Here is a 23,187-nt window from a genome sequence, read left to right as displayed (position 1 = left end):
GCGATGGACATCCTGGGCGAACTGCTGAACGGCTTCGCGAGCGCGCTGACCTTCGAGAACCTGATGTTCGCGCTGATCGGCTGCGTGCTCGGCACGCTCGTCGGCGTGCTGCCGGGCGTCGGTCCGGTCGCGGGCACGGCCATCCTGATCCCGCTCACCCTGTCGATGAACCCCACGAGCGCCATCATCATGCTCGCCGGGATCTTCTACGGCAGCCAGTACGGCGGCACGATCACGAGCGTCCTGCTGAACACGCCGGGCGAGGCATCCTCTGCCATCACAGCCATCGACGGCTACCAGATGACCAAGAAGGGCCGGGCAGGCGTCGCCCTGGGCATCGCCGCCATCGGCTCGTTCATCGGCGGCACGATCGCCACGATCGGGCTCGTCGTCGCGGCCAAGCCGCTCGGCTCGCTCGGTCTGAAGGTCGGGCCGCCCGAGTTCTTCGGTCTGATGGTCGTCGGCATCTCGCTCCTCGTGGCGCTCGCCGGCAAGTCCATGATCAAGGCCCTGATCTCCGGCATCCTCGGCCTGCTCATCTCGCTGGTCGGGATCGATCCCGTGGTCGGCATGCCGCGATTCACGTTCGGCAGCGAGAACCTGCTCGACGGGGTGAGCTTCGTCGCCGTGATCGTCGGCATCTTCGGTCTCAGCGAGATCCTCGTCAGCGCCACGGCCGAGGGGTCGACGCGTGCGCTGACCGGGGGCCTGCGAGGCATGCTGCCCGGCCGCACCGACATGCGGCGGGCGACGCCGTCGATCGGCCGCGGCACCGCGATCGGCTTTCTCATGGGCCTCATCCCCGGAATGACCGGGACAGTGACGTCCCTGCTCTCCTACGGTGCCGAGAAGAAGTTCGCAAAGCACCGCAGAGAGCTCGGCACGGGCGCCATCGAGGGGGTCGCCGGTCCCGAGACCGCCAACAACGCGCACGCGAACGCCGCGCTGATCCCCCTGTTCACCCTCGGCATCCCCGCCTCGCCGACGATCGCCGTGCTGATGGGCGCGTTCCTGCAGCAGGGCCTGACACCCGGGCCCTCGCTGTTCACCGAGCACGCCGAGATCGCCTGGGCGATCATCGCGAGCCTGTTCATCGGCAACCTGATCTGCCTCATCCTGAACATCCCGCTGATCCGGGTGTGGACCGCGATCCTGAAGATCCCGCACCCGATCCTGCTGACGGTGATCATGATCTTCCTCGTGGTCGGGTCGTACACGATCAACTACAGCGTCTTCGACGTGTTCGTCATGATCGCGTTCGGCGTGGTCGGGCTGATCTTCCGCCGCCTCGACATCCCGATGGCGCCGCTCGTGCTGACCCTCGTGCTCGGGCCGCTCATGGAACGGTCTCTGCGCGAGTCACTGGAGATCTCGCAGGGCGCGTTCTCGATCTTCGTGACGCGTCCGTTCGCCCTCGTCTTCATCCTCATCGGCGTCGCCATCATGGCAAGCCCCCTGCTGAAGATCCGCAAGCCGGCGGCCCTCGCCGTCGACGTCGAAGTCTGACCCATCCGCTCCACCTCACCCTGCAACACCCCACGAAAGGCAAGTGACATGAAGTCGAAGAAGATCCTCGTCGTCGCCTCCGCAGCCGCGCTGGTCGTCGGCCTGTCGGCCTGCAGCACCGCAGCGAAAGGCGCGAAGGATGCCGCGAGCTGGCCGCAGAAGGGCAAGTCGATCGAGCTGATCGTGGCCTATGCGCCCGGCGGCTCGGTCGACACCGCCGCGCGCGTGGTCGCCCCGGCCCTCGAGAAGCAGCTCGGCGTCAACGTCGAGGTCGTGAACAAGCCGGGCGCCGGCGGCCAGATCGGCTACACCGCCGTGGCCAATGCCAAGCCCGACGGCTACACCGTCGGCGCGGTCAGCGCCCCGTCGGTGGTCGTCACCCCGCTCGACAAGTCCCGCGGCGCCACCTGGACGCGCGAGAGCTTCCTGCCGCTGGCGCGCCAGGTGTTCGACCCGCAGGTCGTGGCCGTCAAGGCCGACAGCCGGTTCAAGGACCTGAAATCGCTGATCGACTACGCGAAGGCCCACCCGGGCACGCTGTCGGCCACGACCACCGGCATCCAGACCGGCGAGCAGTTCGCGATGCTGTCGGTCGAGAAGGCGACCGGCGCCACGTTCAACCTCGTCGCGTTCTCGGAGGGGGCGGCGTCGGCGATGTCGGCCTTCCTCGGCGGGCATGTCCAGATCTACGTCGGCAACGTCTCGGACATCGTCGACAACGGCAACGACCAGGTGAAGGTGCTCGGCGTCATGGATGCCAAGCGCAGCGCCTCGCTGCCGGACGTCCCCACATTCAAGGAGGTCGGCTACGACGTCGAAGAGGGCACCGCGCGCGGCTATGTCGCACCCGCGGGGCTGCCCGAGGCCGTGCAGAAGAAGCTCGAAGACGCCTTCGGCGCCGCGATCCAAGACAAGGACGTCATCGCACAGATGGACAAGCTGGGCCTGCCCACCGCATACCTGAGCTCGTCGGACTACAACGAGTTCTGGTCCAGCCAGGAGCAGACGTACAAGGCCCTGCTGCCCGAGATCAAGGCGGGATCCTGATGACGACAGCGACCGCCGCCGCCGCGGCATCCAGCACCCGTCGTGACGACGAGGATGCCGTGCTCGAGCGTCTGCGTGCCCTCCCGGTCGCGGTGATCGGTGACGTGATGGAACGGCTCGGCATCCTGCACTCGGCGATCAAGCCGGTGTGGGAGGGCGCCCGTCTGGCCGGTCGTGCCCTGACGGTCTGGACCCGCGCCGGCGACAACAAGACGATCCACGAGGCGCTGCCCCTCGTGCAGCCCGGCGACGTGATCGTGGTCAACGGCGAAGCCGACGAGAGCCGTGCCCTCATCGGCGAGCTCATCGGGCGCCGCGCTCAGGTGGCCGGTGCCGTCGGCTTCGTCATCGACGGCGCGGTGCGGGATGCCGAGGGCCTGGCCGCACTCGGAGTGCCGGTGTTCGCCCGTGCCCTGACGCCGGCCGGTCCCTACAAGTTCGGCCCCGGCAGGATCGGCGTGCCGGTCGCGGTCGGCGGCGTGGTCATCCAGCCGGGCGACTACGTCGCCGGCGACGCCGACGGGGTCGTCGTCATCACGCCGGACCGCCTCGACGAGGTGCTCGACGCGGCCGAGGCCAAGGCCGAGAGGGAGATTGGCATACTTGAGGCGCTCGGCGCGGAGTCATCGATTCCAGCGCGAACCGTCAAGAGCTGAGGAGTCGAGATGCCACAGACACGTCGTACGGACGATGCGCGGCAGACCGCGGATGCATCCGCGGCACCTGCCAGCACGATGCGCTCGCTGGAGCGTGCGATCGACGTCCTCGAAGCACTGGTCGCCGCGGACGGTCCGCAGCGGCTCGTCGACATCGCCCGTGCGACGGGTCTGACCCCCGCGACCGCGCTGCGGATCCTCACGGTGCTGGACCGGCGGCAGTTCGTCGCGTCGGAACAGCAGCGGTACCGGCTGGGCGTCGCCAGCCTCGTGACCTCGTACGGGTTCACCCGCGACAGCGCCCTCTCGCGGCACGCGAAGCCGTACATGCAGGAGCTGGCCGCCGCCACCGGGCTGTCGGTCGCGCTGTACGTGCAGTACGGGCTGCACCGGGTGCAGATCGTGCGCGTCAACGGCAAGGATCCGCTGCGGTATGAGCTGCCCAATGGGCGCCTGCTGCCACTGCACCTGGGCAGCGGCAAGATCTTCGTCTCGTTCATGGACCGCGAGGAGTTCGACGCGATGGCCGCCGGGCTGCCCGAGGTCATGCGCACCATCCAGGGGCATCCGTTCAGCGCCGACGAGCTGTGGGCCGAGTCCCGGCGGATCCGCGAGCAGGGGTACCACATCTCGTTCGCGGAACGGGCCGTCGGCACCGTGAGCATCAGCGCGCCGGTCACCGACCACCGGGGCGATCTGATCGCGGTGCTCGCCCTGCTCAGCCCCACCGAATCAACGCAGCGCTCCGACGACCCGGCGATGATCTCCGAGATCAAACGGGCGGCGGCGGCGATTGCCCGCATCCCGTGAGCGGATCGATTCCTGCTCACGCAGACAGAAAGTGAAGTCCTCATGAAGTGTGCCGTCATCGGAATGGGTGAAGTGGGCTCGCGATACGCCGAGTCTCTGCACCGGGCCGGTCACGAGGTCGTCGGGTTCGACGCGGTCGCCGTGCCGGCCGGGGGCGCCGTCCCGCTGGCGCCGACGCTGCCCGATGCCGTCGCCGGTGCCGACGCCGTGCTGGTCATGGCCTCGGCCGCTGCCGCGCCGCGCATCGCCGCGGACGCGCTCGCGCACCTTTCGGCCGGCACGCTGTACCTGGATTTCACCTCGGCCTCGCCGGGTGTGATGCGCGAGATCGGCGCGCAGCTCGAGCTCATCGGCGCCGCGTTCGCCGACGTCGCGATCCTCGGGCCGGTCTCGGTGCACGGCACGCGGGTGCCCCTCATGCTCGCCGGGCCCGGGGCCGACCGCGCCGCCGAGCTGCTCGGCGCGTTCGGCGGCGACATCGAGGTGCTGCCCGATGCCCGCCCCGGCGACGCCATGGCGCACAAGCTGCTGCGCAGCATCTTCATGAAGGGGCTGTCGTCCATCATCTGCGAGGCCGTCGACGCCGCAGAGGCGGCCGGCCTGGTCGAGTGGACACGGGCGCAGATCGCCGGTCAGCTCGCCGGCGACGGGCAGAAGGTGATCGACCGCTTCCTCGCCGGCAACCGCGTGCACGCCGTACGCCGTTCCCGCGAGATGCGCGACACCGCGGCCTACCTCACCGAACTGGGCGTGCCGCACACCATGAGCACCGCCTCCGCCGAGTACCTCGAAGCCTTCAGTCGTCGGGTCGCCGCGAATGCCTGACGAACCCGCGCTGCTCACCGGCATCCGCGTCCTCGACCTCACCAACGTGCTCGCCGGGCCCTTCGCGAGCTACCAGTTGGGGCTGCTGGGCGCCGAGGTCATCAAGGTCGAAGCGCCCGGCGGCGGCGATCTCGCCCGGCAGCTCGGCGCGAGCGCCGAGCGCAACCGGCGCGACATGGGCGCCTCGTTCGTCGCGCAGAACGGCGGCAAGCGGTCGATCACCGTCGATCTGAAGACCGCTGCCGGCCGCGAGGTGTTCACGCGGCTGGTCGCGCACGCCGACGCGCTGGTCGAGAACTTCCGGCCCGGGGTGCTCACGCGGCTGGGCTTCGGGCCCGACGTGCTGCACGGCATCCGTCCCGATCTCGTCTACTGCGCCGTGTCGGGCTTCGGCGCGACCGGCCCGCTGCGCGACCGGCCGGCGTACGACCAGATCATCCAGGGTCTGAGCGGCATGATGTCGGCCACGGGGACCGCCGAGACGGGGCCGCTGCGGGCGGGGTTCCCCATCGCCGACACGCTCGGCGGGCTCGCCGCCGCGCTCGCCGTGTCGGCGGCGCTGCTGCGCCGCGAGCGGACCGGCGCCGGCGCGATCCTCGACGTGTCGATGCTCGAGACGGCGATGACCGCGATGGGCTGGGTCGTGTCGAACCACCTGGTGGCGGGGCAGGAGCCCACGCCGCTCGGCAACGAGAACTTCACCGCATCGCCGTCGGGCACCTTCCGCACCGGCGACGGGCTGCTGAACATCTCGGCGAACCGGCAGTCGCAGTTCGAGACGCTGTGCCGGCTGCTCGGGATCGAGGCACTGATCGACGACGACAGGTTCCGCCACCGCGAGGACCGGCTGCGCCATCGCGGCGAGCTGCACGACCTCATCGAGTGCGCGCTCGGCTCGCGTGACGCCGCGCACTGGGAGGACGTGCTGTCGGATGCCGGGGTGCCGGCCGGCCGGGTCCTCACGGTCGCCGAGGCCATCGGACACGAGCAGCTGCGGGAACGGGGCCTGGTGCATCACGTGCCGTCGGAGGGATGCGAGGACTCCATCGCGGTGCTGGGCAACGGCATCCATGTCGACGGCGCCCCGAGCATCCCGCGATCGGGACCGCCGCTGCTCGGGGCGCACACCGACGCGATCCTCGCCGAGCTCGGATACACCGACGCCGACATCCGCCGGCTGCGGGGCGAAGGAGGAGTATGAGCGACACGGCGGCGCCCGACGTCGAGGACGTCCGCGCCTGGTGGGCCACCGGCGTCAGCCGGATCGCCCCGAACGTCATCGAATACCGCGGCTACCCGGTGCAGTCGCTGATCGGCCGGGTCGGCTTCGCCGAGACGATCTGGCTGCTCGTGCGGGGAGACCTGCCCACCCCGGCACAGGCGCGACTGCTCGAGGCGGCACTGGTCTCCAGCGCCGACCACGGACCGCAGGCGCCGTCGATCGCCGTCGCCCGCATGGCCGCGACCTGCGGCGTGGGGCTGAACAACGCCGTCGCGAGCGCGGTGAACACCCTCGGCGACGTGCACGGCGGCGCCGGGCAGGAGTGCGTCACGATGCTGCAGGACATGCGCGCGCGGGGCGGGGATCCGGATGCCGCCGCCGCCGCCGTCGTGCGGGAGTACCGCGAGCGCGGCCGTCACGTTCCCGGGTTCGGGCACCGGTTCCATACGCACGACCCGCGGCGCGACCCCCTGCTCGGGCTGCTTGACGAGGCGGTGGCCGCGGGCGAGGTCGGCGGTGAGTACCTCGCGTGCACGCGGGCGCTCGAGCGCGCGCTGGCGGAGGGCCGCGAGCGTCCGCTGCCGATCAACATCGACGGCGCGACGGCGACGGTGTATGCCGAACTCGGCATGGAACCGGAACTCGCCCGCGGGCTGTTCGTGCTCAGCCGTTCCGTCGGCATCCTCGCCCATGCGTGGGAGGAGAAGCAGGGCGGACGTCGCATCAAGGGCCCCATACCGCCGCCGCTGACGGCGCCCTACGTCGGGCCCGCGCGACGGGAGCTCTGAGGCCGCGCCGACGGCGGCGTCTCGCGTCGGGAAACGCCGCGCGTCAGGCCGGCAGTCGCAGCCGCGCCACCCGCCGCCCCGCCCACGCGTCGATGCCGACGACCCGTCCATCGTGCACGTGGAACGCCATCACCGACCGCGCCCGGCCCGCGACCGTGACGACCACGCCCGGGCGGCCGTCGACCAGCACCGGCCGCAGCGCCGCGCCCGGGGTGGCGAACATGAGCGCGCGTCCCGCGATCGCCGCGCCGCCCCGCACGATGCTCGTCGCCGACGCGCCCGCGTCCGCCCGCAGCACGGCATCCGGCGCCAGCACCGCCACCAGACGGTCGAAGTCCCCGGCGCGCGCGGCGGCGAAGAACGCGTCCACGATCGGTCGCTGCCGGCGGGGATCGGTGTCGGGGTCACCGCCGCCCGCCCGCACCCGCCGTCGGGCGCGGCTCGCGAGCTGACGCGTCGCGTCGGGCGAACGCTCCAGCAGCTCGGCGATCTGCTCGAACGGCACGTCGAACGCGTCGTGCAGCACGAACGCGACCCGCTCGGACGGGCTGAGCCGGTCGAGCACGAGCAGCAGAGCCGCGCCCACGGCATCCGACAACTCCGCCGCGGCATCCGGATCCGTTGCCGGCGCCACCGGCTCGACGAGCGGATCGGGCAGGCGCTCGTCGAGCTCTGTCTCGCCGCGCGTCGCGCGGGCGCGCAGCACGTTCAGGCACACCCGCGAAGCGACGGTGGTCAGCCATCCCCCGAAATTGTCGACGTCGTCGTCGCCGGCGCGCGAGATGCGCAGCCAGGTCTCCTGCACGGCGTCGTCGGCCTCGGACGCCGAGCCGAGCATCCGCTGGGCGATGCGCGTGAGGCGCGGGCGGTGCGCTTCGAAGCGCTGGGCGAGAAGATCCTGATCGGTCATGTCACATTCCCTCGGTCTGCCGGGTCACTGTGATGACCCCGCGCATCGGCGCGGTGTGACATCCCATGAGGAGAACATCATGACAGACACCATCGACACCGCCGCGAAGACCGCCGCCGAGACCGATGCCCTCGTCACGATGCGGGCGCGGATGCCGCACCCTGCGTTCGTGCTCGAGGGCGGCGCCGACGCCCTCGCCGGAGTGAGTCGCGTCGTCGACACGGCCGGCCTGCCCGCGTCGGTGCGGCAGCTGGTGAGCCTGCGGGCGAGCCAGATCAACGGGTGCAGCTGGTGCACGGTCGATCACGCCCGCGAACTGGCCGCCGCCGGCGCGTCGGCCGAGAAGGTGAACGCGGTCGCGGCCTGGCGCGACGCCCCCTCCTTCACGGCGCGCGAGCGCGCGGCGCTCGAGCTCACCGAGGTGCTGACGCGCCTGGCCGACCACCACGACCCCGTCTCGGACGAGCTGTGGGCCGAGGTCACCGCGCTGTTCGATCGCCGCCAGGTCTCGGCGCTGCTGTTCCAGATCGGCGCGATCAACGTGTGGAACCGCATCAACGCCGCCATCCGCCAGCCCGCCGGGCAACGGTAGGGCTCGCACCGCGACTCGCCCCGCCCCCGGCGTTCACGACCGGCCCGTCGCCGCGACCGCGACCGCGACCGCCTGGACCGCGAGGGTACAACTGGCGGGCGAAGGGCAGGGAACCATCCACACCCTCGCCCACCAGCTGTACCTTCGCGGTGAAACGGACCCGCCGAGGCCCGGGGCGACCCGGCTCAGCCCTCGCGGCCGACCTGGGCGGCGAGCAGGCTCATCAGCTCGTACATGACGTGGCTTGCGGCGATGCCGGTCAGCTGCGCGTGGTCGTAGGCGGGCGCGACCTCGACGATGTCGGCGCCCACGATGTCGGCGTCGCCGAGTGCGCGCAGCATGCGCAGCAGCTCGCGGCTCGTCATCCCACCCGCCTCCGGCGTGCCCGTTCCAGGGGCGTGCGCCGGGTCGAGCACGTCGATGTCGATCGACACGTACACGGGCTTGCCCGCCAGTCGCGCCCGCATGCGCTCGATCGCGTCGGCGATGCCGTGCTCTTCGATGTACTCGCTCGAGACGATCGCGAAGCCCAGTCGGGAGTCGTCCTCCAGGTCCTGCTTCGAATACAGCGGTCCGCGCGTTCCCACGTGGCAGCTGGCCGTCAGGTCGATCAGCCCTTCCTCCGACGCGCGACGGAACGGCGTTCCGTGCGTCACGGGCGCGCCGAAATAGGTGTCCCACGTGTCGAGGTGGGCATCGAAGTGCAGCACCGCGACCGGACCGTGGCGCTTCGCGGCCGAGCGCAGCAGGGGCAGCGCGATCGTGTGGTCGCCGCCGATCGTGATGACCCGCCGCACGTTCTCGTGCAGCGCGTCGACGGCGCGGGTGACCTCGTCGACGGCCGCGGTGATGTCGAACGGATTGACCGGGATGTCGCCGGCGTCGACGATCTGCGCGAGCGCGAACGGCGACACGTCCTGTGCGGGGTTGTACGGCCGCAGCAGCCGCGACGACTCGCGCACGTGCGAGGGACCGAATCGCGCGCCCGAGCGGTAGCTCACGCCGCTGTCGAACGGCACGCCCACCACCGCGATGTCGGCGCGCGGCACGTCCTCGATGCGCGGCAGGCGCGCGAACGTGGCGATGCCGGAGTATCGCGGGCTGATGGATGCGTCGACGGGGCCGATGGGTTCACTCATGGTGATCTCTCCTCTCACAGGCGGCGGCGCGGCCGCGGCCCGACGGGTGGCGTCATGGCGGTCATGCCGCCTGGCGGATATGGACGAGCTGCACCCCGCCGGCCGCGATGGCGGAACGGATCGCCGAGCCGATGTCGGCGCCGGGTGCGACGCCGGTGCCGGTGGCGCCGAAGGCCGTGGCCAGCGCCGCCCAGTCGGGCTGGACGAGGTCGACGCCGATGGGAGGGATGCCGCGATCCTGCTCGTTCTGCTTGATCTCGGCATAGCCGCCGTTGTCGACGCACACGACGGTCAGATCCAGCCGCTGCTCGACGGCGGTCACGAGCTCGTTGACGCAGAACATCAGTGCGCCGTCGCCGATCACCGTCACCACGGGCCGGGTCGGATCGGCCACGCGCGCCCCGATCGCGGCGGGAAGCCCGTACCCGAGCGTCGCGTACGTCGGTGTGTAGAGCATGGAGTGCGGACGCGCCTGCCGCAACTGGTTCGCGACGGCCATGTACACGATCTGCGACGAGTCGCCCGCGACGATCGCGTCGTCGGGCAGCGCATCGACGATCTGCGTCCCGAGTCGGGCGGTCGACGGCAGCGCATCGACGATCTGCGCGTCGATCTCACGGCGCACGGCGCCGAGGTCGGGCGACGCTGAACGCTCCACGGCGAGCACCGAGAGCAGCCCGTCGACGACGGCTGCGACATCCCCCTGCACCGCCACGTCGGCGGCGAGGTTCTTCTGCAGCTGCGTCGCCGCGATGTCCACGCGCACCACGGCGCCGGCGGGCTGCAGCGCGGGTGCCCACAGTTCTGCCTCGCCGAGCTTCGATCCCAGCACGATGAGGACATCGGATGCCTCGGCCACCGCGCGTGCGGCCGGCAGCCGCAGGTTCGCACCGAGCGAGAGCGGGTGATGCTCGTCCACGCTGCCCTTGCCGTTCAGCGTGGTCAGCACGGGCGCGCCGAGTCGCTCGGCGAGGGCGGTCATGACAGCAGTCGCTCTGGTCGCACCCCCGCCGGCGATGATCACCGGGCGCCGAGCGCCCGCGATGAGCGCGGCGGCGCGGGCCACGGCATCCGGTTCTCCCGCGCACGGCGCGGGCGCAGGCCGCGCCTCGCGGTCGGATGCCGCGACATCGGCCGGCGCCTCGAGCACGTCGAGCGGGATCTCGATGTGCACGGGCCGCGGCCGGCCGGTGCGGAACAGCGCGAACGCATCGTGCACGGCCTGGACCGCCTCGGCCGCCGACGCCACGCGCCGGGACCACTCGGCGACCGCACCGGCCATGGCCGAGGCATCCTTCGTCTCGTGCAGCGTGCCGCGGTCGGCGAACTCGTCGCCCAGAGCCGGCCCGGGCGAGAGCACGATCAGGGGGCGCGACTCGCAGTACGCGGTGCCCACGGCGCTCATGGCGTTCTGCAGGCCCGGCCCGGACGTCGTGATCACGACGCCCGGCAGTCCGGTCTGCTGCGCCCAGCCGTCGGCCGCGTAGCCCGCGCCCTGCTCGTGCCGGGTCGTCACCGCATGGATGCCGTGGCGCGCGAGCGGCCGGTACAGCTCGAGGTTGTGCGTGCCGGGGATGCCGAAGACCGTCGTGATGCCGTACGCGCGCAGCGTCTGCAGCACCGCGTTGCCCGCCGTGTCGGCGTAGCGGTCGTCGTCCATCGTCATGCCCCGATCATGCCGCCTGCTCGGCCGCGTGGCGGCGCTCGCCGCCGACCCAGGTCTGCAGCACGCGGATCGCCGCGATCTCGTCGCCGGGCACGACCAGCGGGTCGTCCGAGAGCACGGCGAAGTCGGCGCACTTTCCGACCTCGAGCGAGCCCAGGTCGTCTTCGCGGCCGAGCGAGACGGCGCCCTCGTACGTGTGCGCGCGCAGCGCCGCGGCCGCCGAGATGCGCAGGTCGTCGGGGCCGAGTCGGTGCCCGCGCCGGGTCACGCGGGTGACCGCGGTCTGGATCGCCTCGAGCGGGATGGGCTCGGCGACCGGTGCGTCGGACGACAGCGTCATCGGCACGCCCGCGGCCTCGAACTCGCCGAGCGGGTTGAAGCGCTCGCCGGGCGTGCCGATGGCCTCTTCGACGCCCTCGCCCCAGTTGTAGTAGTGCTGCGTCTGGTTGACGGGACGGATGCCGGATGCCGCCATCCGGGCGATCTGGTCGGGGGTCGGCAGTCCGCAGTGCTCGATGCGGTGACGCGCATCGGCGTCGGGCCGGTCGGCGAGCGCCTGCTCGATCGCCGAGACGACCATCTCGATCGCGGTGGGCGACTGGGCGTGGGTCGCGGTCTGCAGGCCTGCCGCATGCGCCCTGCGGACGAGCGCGGTGTACTCGGCGGGCTCGTGATAGAGCTGCCCGGTGCGGCAGGGGTCGCCGACGTAGCCGTCGGGGAAGTACGCCGTCCACCCGCCGAGCGTGCCGTCGGCGTACAGCTTGATGCCCGCGAAGCTGAGATACGCGTTGCCGAACTGGCCGACCAGCCCCATCTCGAGCGCCTCGTCGAGCAGGTGCGACAGCAGGTACATCGACACCCGCAGCGGCAGGCCGTTCTGTGCCGCCAGCCGCAGGTACATGTCGAACTCGCGCCGTGACACCTGCGCGTCGCCGAGTGCCGTGACGCCACCGGCGAGAAAGCGGCGGGTCGCGGCATCCAACTGCCGAAGGTGCTCTTCGGGCTCGTCGGCGAGGTGGAAGTTCGGGCCGTGGTGGCCGACCTTCACCCCGTGCACCCCGGTGAGGATGTTGCACGCGGCATCCGACAGCTCGCCGGTCAACTCGCCGTTCTCATCGCGGAAGAACTCGCCGCCGGCGGGGTTGGGGGTATCGCGGTCCACGCCGTTCGCCGCGAGCGTGTACGAGTTGACGACCCCGCCATGCCCCGACGCGTTCATCAGGTACACCTCGCGACCGGTGGCCACTTCGTCCAGCTCGAACCGCGTCGGGTGGCGCTTCTCGGCGAGGTTGCGCTGCTCGTACCCGTACCCGCGCACGGGCCGGCCCTCGGGCAGCCGTGCGGCGGCGGCCTTGAGCAGCGCGATGATCTCGGGGATCGACCCGGCCTTCCCGGGGCCGCAGTCGACCCACGTCATCATCTGCCCGTACATCAGCGGATGGGCGTGCGCATCGACGAAGCCCGGCACCACGATCGCGTCGCCGAGGTCGACGTGCTCGGCCTCGAGGCCGCGACGGGATGCCTCGGCCCGGCACTCGTCGAGGGAGCCGACCGCGAGGATCCGTCCCCCGCCTGTGAGCATCGCGGTCGCCGTGGCGTCGGCGGCGTCCACGGTGCGGACGAGCCGGGCCGTGATCAGGCGCGGGACCGTCTGGGCGGGCGTGTCGAACGGGGTGAGCTTGCGCATCGTGCTCTTTCTCGGTCGGGTTCTGGCGGGTTCGGTTCTCGGCGGACGGGGGCGGCGCGGCTCAGAGCGTTCGCGCGGTCGTGGTGTCGGTGCGCGGGACGAACGAGTCGGTCACCGGGGCCTCGTCGGAGTGCTGGGGCGCGAACTTCGTGCAGATCGCGGCGAGGATCGCCATCGCGGTGAACATCGTGATCACCGACCAGACGCTGCCGGTCCAGGCGACCAGCTGTGTGGCGAACCAGGGTGAGAACCCGGCCCAGATCGCAGCACCGACGCCATAGGTGAGGGCGAGCGACGTGTAGCGGGCCTGCGGGCGGAACATCTGCGACAGGATCGTCGCCAGCGGCGCGTAGGTGGCGCTCATCGTCACGCGGATCAGCGAGGCGAGCAGGAAGATCAGCGGCTCGATCCGTCCGGGCATCACCAGCAGGAACGGCGCGAACACGACCACCGAGGTCACAAGGCCCAGGTACATGACGGTCTTGCGACCCCACTTGTCGCCCAGCCATGCGATGGGCAGCGTCACGAGGAACTCGACGAACGACGCGATGGTCATGGCATCCAGGATCACGCCCTCGTCGATCTTGATCGGCTCGCCGACCGCGTACGCCGTGGCGAACGTCGTCGCCAGGTAGTAGCCGCCGGTCGAGATCGGGAGCAGACCGATGCCGAGGAGGATCGGCTTCCAGTTCACCCGCAGCGCGTACGCGAGCGGCATGGTCTGCTTGCGGCCTTCGACCTTCTTCTCGAACACCTCGGTCTCTTCGACGCGGTAGCGCACCCAGATGCCGACGCCGATCAGCACGATCGACAGCAGGAAGGGGATGCGCCAGCCGCCGTTCATGATGAAGCCGTCGCCGAAGCGGGCCATCAGGGCGAAGATGCCCGATGCCAGCAGGGCACCGGCCGGGTTGCCCAGCTGTGTGAAGCCGCCGTAGAACGTCTTGTGCTTGGCCGGAGCGCTCTCGACGCTCATGAGCGCCGCGCCGCCCCACTCGCCGCCGACGGCCAGGCCCTGCACGGCGCGCAGGGTGACCAGCAGGATCGGGGCCCAGACGCCGATGTTGTCGTAGGTGGGCAGGACGCCGACGAGTACCGTCGCCGTTCCCATCGCCAGCAGGGTGATCACGAGCGAGACGCGGCGGCCGAGCTTGTCGCCGATGTGGCCGAACAGGATGCCGCCGAAAGGTCGGACGATGAAGGCCACGGCGAACGTGGCGAACGCCGAGGCGGTCTCGGCGACGGGATCGCTGCTCGGGAAGAACAGCGGGCCGAGCACGAGGGCGGCCGCGGTGGCGTAGACGTAGAAGTCGTACCACTCGATGGTCGTGCCGACGAACGCGGCGATGCCGGCTCGACGAGCGCGTGTGTGGGTGGAGTTCATGACCGCTCCTTTGCGGGTGGGCCTGGGGGGATGGCTGGTTGCGTTGGATGCTAGCCCCGTACGCCGCTGTGCTCAACGTCAGAATCCCGTCCTGCATCCTTCTCGACCGTCGATCTGAATGGGATGCCTCGCATTAGCGGACTCAGTGTTCGGCCGATTGCTCATTCAACGCCTGTTATGCTCCTCGTGTCGCGCAGTTGCGGGAAATCGCCGAGGAGGCGGAATGGACTTCGACACCGAGCTGGTCCGAGCTCTGCAGGTCGACGGGCGGGCGAGCATCCAGGACCTGTCCGCGGCTCTCGGAAGACCGCGGGCGGCCGTGTCGGCGCGGCTGAACGCCCTGCTTCGCGACGGCACGGTGCGCGTGGTCGCCGCTGTCGATCCCGGCTTTCTCGGGCAGCACGTGCTCGCGCATGTGTCGATCCGCGCAGACGGTCCGGTCGAGGTGATCGCCGCCCGGCTCCAGGGGCTCGAAGAGACCGTGCTGGTCTCGGCCATCGGCGGGGTGCATGACCTGATCGCCGAGGTGCGCGTCGGGTCGATGCAGAGCCTGCGCGACCTGATTTCGCAGATCCGCGACATTCCGGGCGTCGCCGAAGCGAACACGCTCATCTACGAGTCCGTGATCAAGGGCTTCTTCGTGTCGCACTTCCGCGGTGAGGTCGCACTCGACGACACCGACTGGGCACTCATCGAGGAGCTGCAGCGCGACGGCCGCCGCAGCTATCGGGCGCTCGGCGAGGTGGTGCGGCTCTCGCCGTCGGCCGTCGCGACCCGGGTGCAGCGACTGGCCGACGCCGGGGTGATCAGCATCAGCGCCGTCGAGGCGCGGGGGCTCGCGTATCGCCAGCTCTCGCTGGGGGTCGGACTGACTCTGGGGCAGGATGCCGCGGCCGTCGAAGCCCTCGCCTCGTGGCCGTGCGTCGACTTCGCCGCCCGCACAGTCGGCCGGTTCGACATCGTCGCGACCCTGGTTGAGCCGAGCGCCGGCGATCTGTTCGCGGACCTGGAGCGTCTGCGCGCCCTCCCGGGCGTGACCCGCACCGAGTCGTGGTTCCACCTGCGCGTGCTGAAAGAGGACTACGCCCGCAACTTCCGGAGCCCGGCGCCCTGAACCTGCCGCGAGCCCCTCGCGGAGGAGACGGGGTCCGCGGAGGAGTCGGGGTCCGCGGAAGAGTCGGGGGCGACCGAGGGATGCCGCGACGGGCGGCGCGGGTCAAGCCTTCAGGGCGGCGAGCAGGGCGGTGCCCACGGGAACGCCCAGGCCGGTACAGGCATCCCACCCCGCGTCGGCGGAATAGGCGCCGTTCGAACCCGACGTGATGTCGCGAAACCCAGCAGCCACCGCCCCGGCGCCGACCCCCGCATAGATCCGAGACTGCAGCAGCCCGAGCGGCGCGCCCGTGCCCTGAGCGAGCCGGCACACGAGCGCCGCCCACAGCGGGGCGACCGCGCTCGTGCCGCCGTACACCGCGTCCTGCCCATCGACCCGCACCCTGTAGCCGGTCTGCGGGTCGGCGTCTGCTGCCACATCGGGCACGCCGCGCCCGGGTCCTCCGCCCGAGGTCGCGCGGCTCGGCACGCCGGCCGAGGCCTGCCATGACGGCAGGCCGAACGCATCGCTGACGCCGCCGCCGGTCGCGCCGCCGCTCGCCCCGTCGTTCCACACGGTCTCGTCCGACGCCGACGGCAGGCTCGTACCGCCGCAGCCCAGGGCGTGCGGGCTGGATGCCGGAAAGTCGACGTGGGGCGCCCCGTCCGAAGAGCCGTCGCTGCTGCCGCTGTCGCCGGCCGAGGCGGTCACCGTCGTGCCGCGCAGCACGGCGTCGGCTATCGCCTGGTCCATCGCGGTGCGCGCCTGCGGGGTCCACTGATCCTCGCTCTGCCCCCAGCTGATGCTCATCGCGGTGGGAGCGGGCGTCGTCTTCGACGCCTCGGCGATCGCGTCGAGGAACCCCGCATCGGTGTTCGGCGCGAAGTACACGACGATGTCGGCGGCCGGCGCCAGAGAGCCGGCGACCTCGATGTCGAGCATGACCTCGCCGTCGCTGTCGGGATCCTGCCCGGGCGCGTTCGTCGCCCCGTCGACACCCACCGCTGACACCGTCGGCAGTGGCACGCCGAGTCCCGAGAAGTAGGTGCTCAGGTCGGCGGTCGCGTACCCGCCGCCCAGCTCGATGATCGCCAGCCGCTGCCCCGTGCCGTCGGTGCCGGACGGAAAGCTGTACGTCTCGCCCACCTGCGGCGGTGTATAGCTGACCGGCGCCGCGTCGTACCGACGGCTGTGTGCGCGGGCCTGCGGCCGGTCGTCGAGGCCCAGCACGGCCGTGACGATCCCGGTCAGGGCGGGCGGCACCATGAGATCGTCGTCGAAGTGACGGTACGACACCGCCCCCTCGTCGCAGCGCTGCAGACGTATGCCGAGAAAGGAATTCATCGTCGCGGCGGGTGCGGTGATCCGGATGCGGCGGGTCGCGGCATCCACGTCGACGATGCCGATGGATGCCGCAACCAGCGCGTCCCGTACGGCCTGGACGTCGTCCGGCTCGGCGCCGTAGCGCTCCGCCACCTGCTCGGCATCGAGGGGCGGACCGCCCGCTGCGACATCGGGCTCGGCGCGTCGCCGCAGCACGAGCGTCGCCTCGACCTGCTCGTCGTCGGGGATCGGCCCGAGAAGACGAGCGCCGGCTCCGGCGGGGCGTGCGCTGCCCGCCAGTCGTGTGCCTTCTTCTTCATCCGCCATACCTTCATCGTCCTCCCGTTCGGAGTCCTCGGCGCGGGAGCGGCTCGGCGCCGACCATGAACATCCGATGTACTTCCGTGGACGCGACCCAGAAAACAGTGGCGCGTGTCGGACGCGCATGGCAGGGTGAGGAACCATACGCCGCGGCGACCCCATGCCGCGGGCTTTTGGCCGCGGACGGTATGCGCCGCTGCGAAGATCCCCCACGAGGAAGTGTCCGGAATGAACCGATTCGCCACCGCCGCCGTGTGCCTGGCCACCGTGACGGCGACCGTCACCGCGCTCGCCGCCCCCGCCGTCGCCGACACCGGCGGCACGAGCGTCGTCATCAACGAGGTCTACGGCGGCGGGGGCAATTCGGGCGCGACGTACACGAACGACTTCGTCGAGCTGTACAACCCGACCGGTGCAGCCATCAGCCTCGACGGCTGGAGCGTGCAGTACGCGTCGGCGGCGGGCACGACGTGGACGAACAAGACCGACCTGACCGGCAGCATCCCCGCCGGCGGGTACTACCTGGTCGAAGAGGCGAAGGGCAGCGGCGGCACGACGCCGCTACCGGCCCCCGACGCCACCGGATCCATCCCGATGTCGGGCACGGCCGGCAAAGTCGCCCTGGTGTCGAGCACGACGGCGCTGGGCTGCGGCGCCTCCTGCGCCACGGCCGCCGGCGTGATCGACTTCGTCGGTTTCGGCAGTACCGCCAGCAGCTACGAGGGCACAGGTCCCGCCCCCGCGCCCTCCAACACGACCTCCGACGCGCGCACGAACGGGGCCGACACCGACGACAACGCGGCAGACTTCACGACCGGCGTGCCGACACCGCAGAACTCCGGCGGGGGCGCCGCGACTGTCTCCGTCACGAACCCGGGCACCCACAGCGGCACCGTCGGCACGGCGATCGCACCGATCACGCTGCAGGCGTCCGGCGGCGACGGCGCTTACACGTGGACCGTGACCGGACTGCCCGACGGCCTGTCGCTGCAGGATGCCGTCATCAGCGGCACCCCGACGACGGCCGGCGCCTTCCGGGTCACCGTGACCGCGACCGACGGCACCGGCGCCTCGGCGTCGGCGACGTTCTCGTTCGACATCGCCGGTCCCGCGCGCACGCTGAGCATCGCCGAGATCCAGGGCGCGAACACCGACACCTCGCCGTACGAGGGCCAGAACGTCATCACGACCGGTGTCGTGACCGCCGCCTATCCCACCGGCGGGTTCAACGGCTTCTACCTCCAGACCGGCGGAACCGGCGGCATCCCGAGCCAGGACAAGACACCCGGCGCCTCGGACGCCGTCTTCGTTTTCGGATCGCAGTCCGCCGCGCGGGTCAGCATCGGCGAGAGCGTCACCGTCACCGGCCAGGTGCAGGAGTACCAGGGCATGACCGAGATCACATCGCCCACCGTGACCAAGCTCGACACGCCCCTGCCCGCCGTGACCGCCGGTACGATCCCGTGGGCTCAGCTCACCAGCGACGCAGACCGTGAAGCCCACGAGGGTGAGCTGATCGCCCCGCCGGGCGACTTCACCGTGACCGACAACTACGACACCAACTACTACGGCTCCTTCCTGCTCGCCGCCGGCACCACCCCGCTCGCGCAGCCGACCGACGTCGGCGCCGCCGGCAGCGATGCGGCGAAGGCCGCCGTCGCCGACAATGCCACGCGCACGATCACCCTCGACGACGGCTCGAGCTGGAACTACGCCGTGTTCAGCTCGCACACCGGCGATCCGCTGCCGTGGCTGACGAACGACAACCATCCGCGCATCGGCGCCGCCGTCACGTTCGCCGCTCCGGTCATCCTCGAGTACCGCTTCGGCGCGTGGAACTTCCAGCCCCGCCACCAGGTGACCGATGCGGGCACGGACGTCGCGACGTTCGCAGACACGCGTGCCGACAACCAGCATCCCGCCGCTGTCGGCGGTGATGTGCGCCTGGCGACCTTCAACGTCGAGAACTATTTCGCGATGACCGGTGAGCAGTACGTCGCCGAGGGGTTCGGCACCTGCACCTGGTACGACGACCGTGCCGGCAACCACATCACCGACAACCGGTGCTCCGGCCCGGGCGGCGACGGCCCGCGCGGTGCGGCGACCACCGAGAGCTTCCTGCGCCAGCAGGCGAAGATCGTCACCGGCATCAACCGGCTGGACGCCGGCATCGTCTCGCTGGAAGAGGTCGAGAACTCGGTGAAGTTCGGTCAGGACCGCGACAGCGCGCTCGCCGGTCTCGTGAAGGCGCTGAACACTGCCGCCGGCTCGTCGGTGTGGGCGTACGTGCCGTCGCCGGATGCCGCGGCCCTGCCGACGCTCGCGGAGCAGGACGTGATCCGCACGGCGTTCATCTACAAGCCGGCGCTCGTCTCGCCGGTGGGCGCCTCCCACGTCCTGACCGACAAGTCCGGCAAGGGACAGTCGTTCTCCATCGCCCGTGAGCCGCTCGCGCAGGCCTTCACGAAGGTCGGCACTCCGGCGAAGTACGCGTTCCTCGTGGTGGCCAACCACTTCAAGTCCAAGGGATCCGGCACGAGCCTGTTCGACGACTGCCTGAACGGCGGCGACAACGAGAACACCGACCCCGCCGAAGACCAGGGCGCCTTCAACTGCACGCGCGTGCACGAGGCCAAGGACATGGCGGCGTTCGCCGAGACGACGGCTGCGGCCGCCGGAACCGACAGGATCTTCCTGCTCGGCGACTTCAACGCCTACACGCACGAGGACCCGATGCTGGCGCTGTACGCCGACGGCTACACCGATCTCGGCAGCCGGTTCGCGCCGGGCCAGGGGTCGTACTCGTACAACGGCCTGTCGGGCTCGCTCGACCACGTGCTGGCCAACCCGGCCGCCCTCGCCATGGTCACCGGCGCGGACGTCTGGCAGATCAACGCACAGGAGTCCATCGCCTACAACTACAGCCGGTACAACTACAACGTGCGGCAGCTGTTCACCGGCGACGACCCGTTCGCGGCATCCGACCACAACCCCGAGGTCGTGGGGACGACGCTGCCGTCGCCGGCGGGCTGGAACGCCTCGAGCACCTACCGCGCGGGCGACGAGGTCTACTACGGCGGCTCGACCTGGCAGGCGCTCTGGCGCACGAAGGGCGACAAGCCCGGCTCGGCCACCGGGCCCTGGGAGCAGATGCTCGAGACTCCCGACGGCACCGCGGTGTGGACACCGTCGCGCGTGTTCGACGCGGGCGACAGCGTGACGTACCAGGACAAGATCTACGAGGCCCTGTACTACACGCGCAACCAGGAGCCGGGCGACCCCACCGGGCCGTGGCAGGAGATGGCGACCGCCCCGGACGGCACCGCGATCTGGACCGCCTCACGGGTGTTCCACGCCGGCGACATCGTGCTCTACCAGGGCGTGAAGTACGAGGCGCAGCACTACACCCGCAATCAGGCGCCCGGCCAGAAGAACGGCCCCTGGAAGCAGATCGGCTGAGTCCCCTCTGCCTCGGCTGGTGACTCGGGCGCTCTGCGCGCGTCCTGGTTCAACGCCTCCCCGGATGGATTGGTCCAGGCCCTTCGCGCCCGGAAGAATGGGGCAGGACCTGACGGCGACAGACCGGCGCCGAGCGAACAGGCGGAGAGGACGGCGGTGCGCAGCATCCGTGCAGGTCAGAGGCGGTGACCGACGTGCTCCTGTCGGGCGCGGCGGTCTGGATCATCGCCGCCATGTCGGCCTATGCGCAGGCGGTGTCGGGGTTCGGGTTCTCGATGCTCGGCATCCCGTTGATGATTCCGGTACTGGGTGCGCAGTCGTCGGTCGTGGTGGCGACGGTCCTGGGCTTCCTGCTCACGATCGGCAGCACGATCGCCGAGCGCAGACAGGTGCAATGGCGACCCGTGCTGACCCTGTCGGGGGCGGCCGTGCTCGGCATCCCGATCGGCCTCACCGTGCTTGTACTGCTGGATCCGCGCTGGCTGACCCTGATCATCGGGTTCGTCGTCATCAGTGCGACGTGGCTGCTCGCCCGGCGCACCGAGTGGCACCTGACCGGCCTGGGCATGGTCGGCGGGGCCGGGCTGCTCAGCGGCGTGCTGCTGAGCTCGACCGGCATGAACGGGCCGCCCGTGGTGGCCGTGTTCCAGTCCCGCGGCATGCGCCCGACGCAGTTCCGTGCATCGCTGCAGGCGGCCTTCGTGATCCAGGACTTCCTGGCGATCGGCGGGTTCGTCCTCGTCGCCCGGCTCGACCTGACCACGGCCGCATTGGCGGTCTCGGCGATCCCCGCACTGTGGGCGGGGTGGTGGGCGGGCGACCGCACCTTCCGCCGGCTCCGCCAGAGCGCGTTCCGCTGGGTCGTGCTCGGGATGCTGCTGCTGAGCGGCGTGCTCGCCGTCGTGCAGGCGATCGCCCAGCTCGCCGGCGCCTGACCGGATGCAGGCTGTGGAAAGTCGACCTCTCGACTGACATCCGTGCACATGGCCTCGCTACCATGAAATGGTCTAGCCAATCGGAGGCAGCCGTGGTCGCATCGCTCGAGACCCTCGTCTCGCAGCTCGTCGCGCTCGCGACCCCCGAAGAGGGCACGAACGCCCGGCGGCTGCCGCCCGAGCGCGAGCTCGGCGAGAAGCTCGGCATGAGCCGCGGAGCGCTGCGCGAGCAGCTCTCGATCCTCGAGAACCTCGGGTTCTTGCACCGCACGCAGGGCCGTGGCACGTACCTGGACGCGCCGTCCGACGAGTTCGTGCGCGGCTACTTCACGATCGCGCGCGAGTTCGGCTACCTCACCGACGCACAGTTCGCCGAGTCGCGCGTCATGCTCGAAGAGACGATCGCCGAGGCGGCCGCGCTGCAGGCCTCCGACGACGAGATCGCGGCGCTGCGCGACGACGTCGACCGCATGATCGAGGCCACGCGCCGCGACGACCATGACGCCGCGTTCGAGGCGGATGTCGCGTTCCACCGGCGCCTGCAGGGCATGATCGACAACCCGGTGCTGGGCCTTCTGCACGAGGGGCTCAGCCACGTGCTGCGCGAGGCGATCCGGGTGCGCCGGATGGAGGCGGTCGCCGTCGAGCCGCTCGACGAGGACGGCGTGCGCCGCACCGACAGCGTGCACTACGCCGTGGTCGACGCACTCGCCGCCCGCGATCCCGACCGCGCTCGCCGCGCGATGCACGAGCACTTCGAGAACTGGCTCTCGCTCGGCATCCCTACCGTCCACTGACTGCTCGCTGCCCGTTCCGCCGGCTCGAGAGCATTGGTCGAACCAATTCTTGACATCGGCGGAACGCAAGGCGTAGCATCGCTTCGTCCGATTGGTTCTACCAATCACATCCCCGTTGCCCGGTACCGATGGAGGTCACCATGCCCACAGCTCAGCCTGAGATCGCCTTCGTCGGCGTGGGCGCGATCGGCCTTCCGATGGCCGTGCAGCTGCACGCGGCCGGCTTCGCGGTGACCGGCGTCGACCCCTTCCCCGCCGCCCAGGAACGCGCACGTGCCGCAGGGCTCGGGGCTGCGGCATCCCTCACCGGCGACCCCGATCTCGTCATCGTCATGGTCGCCACTCCCGATCAGCTCGCGGCGCTCGTCGACGACGCGCTCGCGAACAGCGCGGCCACCGCGGCCACGTGGGTTGTCATGAGCACCGTGGGGCCGGATGCCGTGACCGCAGCAGCGGCGAAGCTCGAGGCCGCCGGAGCCCGCGTCGTCGACGCGCCCGTCACCGGTGGCGTCGCCCGCGCCCGCACCGGCGAGCTCACGATCTTCGCCTCGGGCGCCGACGCCGACCTCGCGGCGGTCATCCCCGTGCTCGAGCACCTCGGCAGCGTCCGGGTCGTCGGCGACCGTCTCGGCCAGGGGCAGTCGATCAAAGTCGTCAACCAGCACCTGTGCGCCGTCCACATCGTCGCAGCCGCCGAGGCGCTGTCGCTCGCCGCCGGACTCGGACTCGACCCCGCCCAGGTGCTGCCGCTGCTCGAATCGGGCGCCGCCGGATCCTGGATGCTGTCGGATCGCGGCCCGCGCATGCTGCAGGGCAGCGACGCCGAGGTCACCAGCCGGATCGACATCTTCGTCAAGGACTCGGGCCTCGTCGCCGACGCTGCCCGCGCCGTCGGCGCCGACACCCCGGTGCTCGACGCCGCCCGCGACCGCTACCTCGCCGCCGCGGCGGCGGGCCTGGGCGCCCGCGATGACTCCCGCGTCATCGAGACCTACGCCTGACCCCGAACCGTACCGAAACCCAGCCC

Annotated in this window: 19 protein-coding genes; 13 read left to right on the top strand and 6 right to left on the bottom strand. The window is 71.0% G+C overall.

Annotated features, from left to right (window positions below; all coding sequences use genetic code 11):
- The first annotated feature begins 3 nt into the window (after positions 1–3).
- From AC3RX0_RS09980 to AC3RX0_RS09950, 7 genes are read left to right on the top strand one after another with little or no spacing between them, the layout of a single operon-like run.
- The gene (locus AC3RX0_RS09980; protein ID WP_491505828.1) at positions 4–1,506 is read left to right on the top strand and encodes a tripartite tricarboxylate transporter permease; all 1,503 of its coding nucleotides are present in this window, start codon (positions 4–6) and stop codon (positions 1,504–1,506) included.
- A gap of 48 nt (positions 1,507–1,554) precedes the next feature.
- Positions 1,555–2,553, top strand: coding sequence for a tripartite tricarboxylate transporter substrate binding protein (locus AC3RX0_RS09975; RefSeq protein WP_491505827.1), 999 nt, complete (start codon positions 1,555–1,557; stop codon positions 2,551–2,553).
- Positions 2,553–3,209: an RraA family protein gene (locus AC3RX0_RS09970; RefSeq protein ID WP_491505826.1), complete on the top strand. Its 657-nt coding sequence runs from the start codon at positions 2,553–2,555 to the stop codon at positions 3,207–3,209. The genes AC3RX0_RS09975 and AC3RX0_RS09970 overlap by 1 nt, the downstream gene beginning before the upstream one ends.
- Before the next feature lie 9 nt (positions 3,210–3,218).
- Positions 3,219–4,019 carry an IclR family transcriptional regulator gene (locus AC3RX0_RS09965; protein WP_491505825.1) on the top strand — a complete coding sequence of 267 codons (801 nt, stop codon included), beginning with the start codon at positions 3,219–3,221 and terminating at the stop codon, positions 4,017–4,019.
- A 42-nt stretch (positions 4,020–4,061) separates the two neighbouring features.
- Complete coding sequence (locus AC3RX0_RS09960) at positions 4,062–4,844, top strand: NAD(P)-dependent oxidoreductase (protein WP_491505824.1); 783 nt, start codon at positions 4,062–4,064, stop codon at positions 4,842–4,844.
- Positions 4,837–6,045: a CaiB/BaiF CoA transferase family protein gene (locus AC3RX0_RS09955; RefSeq protein WP_491505823.1), complete on the top strand. Its 1,209-nt coding sequence runs from the start codon at positions 4,837–4,839 to the stop codon at positions 6,043–6,045. Before AC3RX0_RS09960 ends, AC3RX0_RS09955 begins: the two co-directional genes overlap by 8 nt.
- Positions 6,042–6,854 carry a citryl-CoA lyase gene (locus tag AC3RX0_RS09950; RefSeq protein ID WP_491505822.1) on the top strand — a complete coding sequence of 271 codons (813 nt, stop codon included), beginning with the start codon at positions 6,042–6,044 and terminating at the stop codon, positions 6,852–6,854. Before AC3RX0_RS09955 ends, AC3RX0_RS09950 begins: the two co-directional genes overlap by 4 nt.
- A gap of 43 nt (positions 6,855–6,897) precedes the next feature.
- On the opposite strand, the gene AC3RX0_RS09945 is transcribed toward AC3RX0_RS09950, so the two are convergent.
- Positions 6,898–7,764: a sigma-70 family RNA polymerase sigma factor gene (locus AC3RX0_RS09945; protein ID WP_491505821.1), complete on the bottom strand. Its 867-nt coding sequence runs from the start codon at positions 7,762–7,764 to the stop codon at positions 6,898–6,900.
- 79 nt (positions 7,765–7,843) lie between these two features.
- Here AC3RX0_RS09945 and AC3RX0_RS09940 point away from each other — a divergent pair, with 79 nt between their 5' ends.
- The gene (locus AC3RX0_RS09940) at positions 7,844–8,356 is read left to right on the top strand and encodes a carboxymuconolactone decarboxylase family protein (protein WP_491505820.1); all 513 of its coding nucleotides are present in this window, start codon (positions 7,844–7,846) and stop codon (positions 8,354–8,356) included.
- A 185-nt stretch (positions 8,357–8,541) separates the two neighbouring features.
- Here AC3RX0_RS09940 and speB read toward each other — a convergent pair whose 3' ends face one another.
- The 4 genes from speB to AC3RX0_RS09920 all read right to left on the bottom strand — a co-directional run bounded on the left by speB (position 8,542) and on the right by AC3RX0_RS09920 (position 14,232).
- The gene (gene speB, locus AC3RX0_RS09935; RefSeq protein WP_491505819.1) at positions 8,542–9,495 is read right to left on the bottom strand and encodes an agmatinase; all 954 of its coding nucleotides are present in this window, start codon (positions 9,493–9,495) and stop codon (positions 8,542–8,544) included.
- Between the two features lie 61 nt (positions 9,496–9,556).
- Positions 9,557–11,155 carry a thiamine pyrophosphate-binding protein gene (locus AC3RX0_RS09930; protein WP_491506337.1) on the bottom strand — a complete coding sequence of 533 codons (1,599 nt, stop codon included), beginning with the start codon at positions 11,153–11,155 and terminating at the stop codon, positions 9,557–9,559.
- Positions 11,156–11,168: 13 nt separating this feature from the next.
- The gene (locus AC3RX0_RS09925) at positions 11,169–12,848 is read right to left on the bottom strand and encodes an amidohydrolase (RefSeq protein WP_491505818.1); all 1,680 of its coding nucleotides are present in this window, start codon (positions 12,846–12,848) and stop codon (positions 11,169–11,171) included.
- Between the two features lie 61 nt (positions 12,849–12,909).
- Positions 12,910–14,232, bottom strand: a complete 1,323-nt coding sequence (locus AC3RX0_RS09920; protein ID WP_491505817.1) for an MFS transporter — start codon at positions 14,230–14,232, stop codon at positions 12,910–12,912.
- 223 nt (positions 14,233–14,455) lie between these two features.
- Here AC3RX0_RS09920 and AC3RX0_RS09915 point away from each other — a divergent pair, with 223 nt between their 5' ends.
- Entirely contained in the window at positions 14,456–15,346 is an 891-nt protein-coding gene (locus AC3RX0_RS09915; RefSeq protein ID WP_491505816.1) for an Lrp/AsnC family transcriptional regulator, read from the top strand.
- A 102-nt stretch (positions 15,347–15,448) separates the two neighbouring features.
- Here the strand turns inward: AC3RX0_RS09915 and AC3RX0_RS09910 are convergent, their stop codons facing one another.
- A complete protein-coding gene (locus tag AC3RX0_RS09910; RefSeq protein ID WP_491505815.1) occupies positions 15,449–16,975 on the bottom strand; it encodes a S53 family peptidase in 1,527 nt (508 codons plus the stop codon).
- Between the two features lie 222 nt (positions 16,976–17,197).
- Between AC3RX0_RS09910 and AC3RX0_RS09905 the strand changes: the two genes are divergently transcribed.
- The 4 genes from AC3RX0_RS09905 to AC3RX0_RS09890 all read left to right on the top strand — a co-directional run bounded on the left by AC3RX0_RS09905 (position 17,198) and on the right by AC3RX0_RS09890 (position 23,161).
- On the top strand, positions 17,198–20,428 hold the full coding sequence (locus tag AC3RX0_RS09905) for an ExeM/NucH family extracellular endonuclease (RefSeq protein WP_491505814.1): 3,231 nt from the start codon (positions 17,198–17,200) through the stop codon (positions 20,426–20,428).
- A 185-nt stretch (positions 20,429–20,613) separates the two neighbouring features.
- Positions 20,614–21,363, top strand: a complete 750-nt coding sequence (locus AC3RX0_RS09900; RefSeq protein WP_491505813.1) for a TSUP family transporter — start codon at positions 20,614–20,616, stop codon at positions 21,361–21,363.
- Positions 21,364–21,455: 92 nt separating this feature from the next.
- Positions 21,456–22,160, top strand: coding sequence for a FadR/GntR family transcriptional regulator (locus AC3RX0_RS09895; RefSeq protein WP_491505812.1), 705 nt, complete (start codon positions 21,456–21,458; stop codon positions 22,158–22,160).
- Between the two features lie 140 nt (positions 22,161–22,300).
- A complete protein-coding gene (locus AC3RX0_RS09890; protein ID WP_491505811.1) occupies positions 22,301–23,161 on the top strand; it encodes an NAD(P)-dependent oxidoreductase in 861 nt (286 codons plus the stop codon).
- Positions 23,162–23,187: the final 26 nt, after the last annotated feature.

This window comes from Microbacterium sp. W1-4-2 (genome assembly GCF_058349885.2).
The sequence above is the reverse complement of the archived record's forward strand: the minus strand, read 5'-3'. Positions and strand labels throughout refer to the sequence as shown.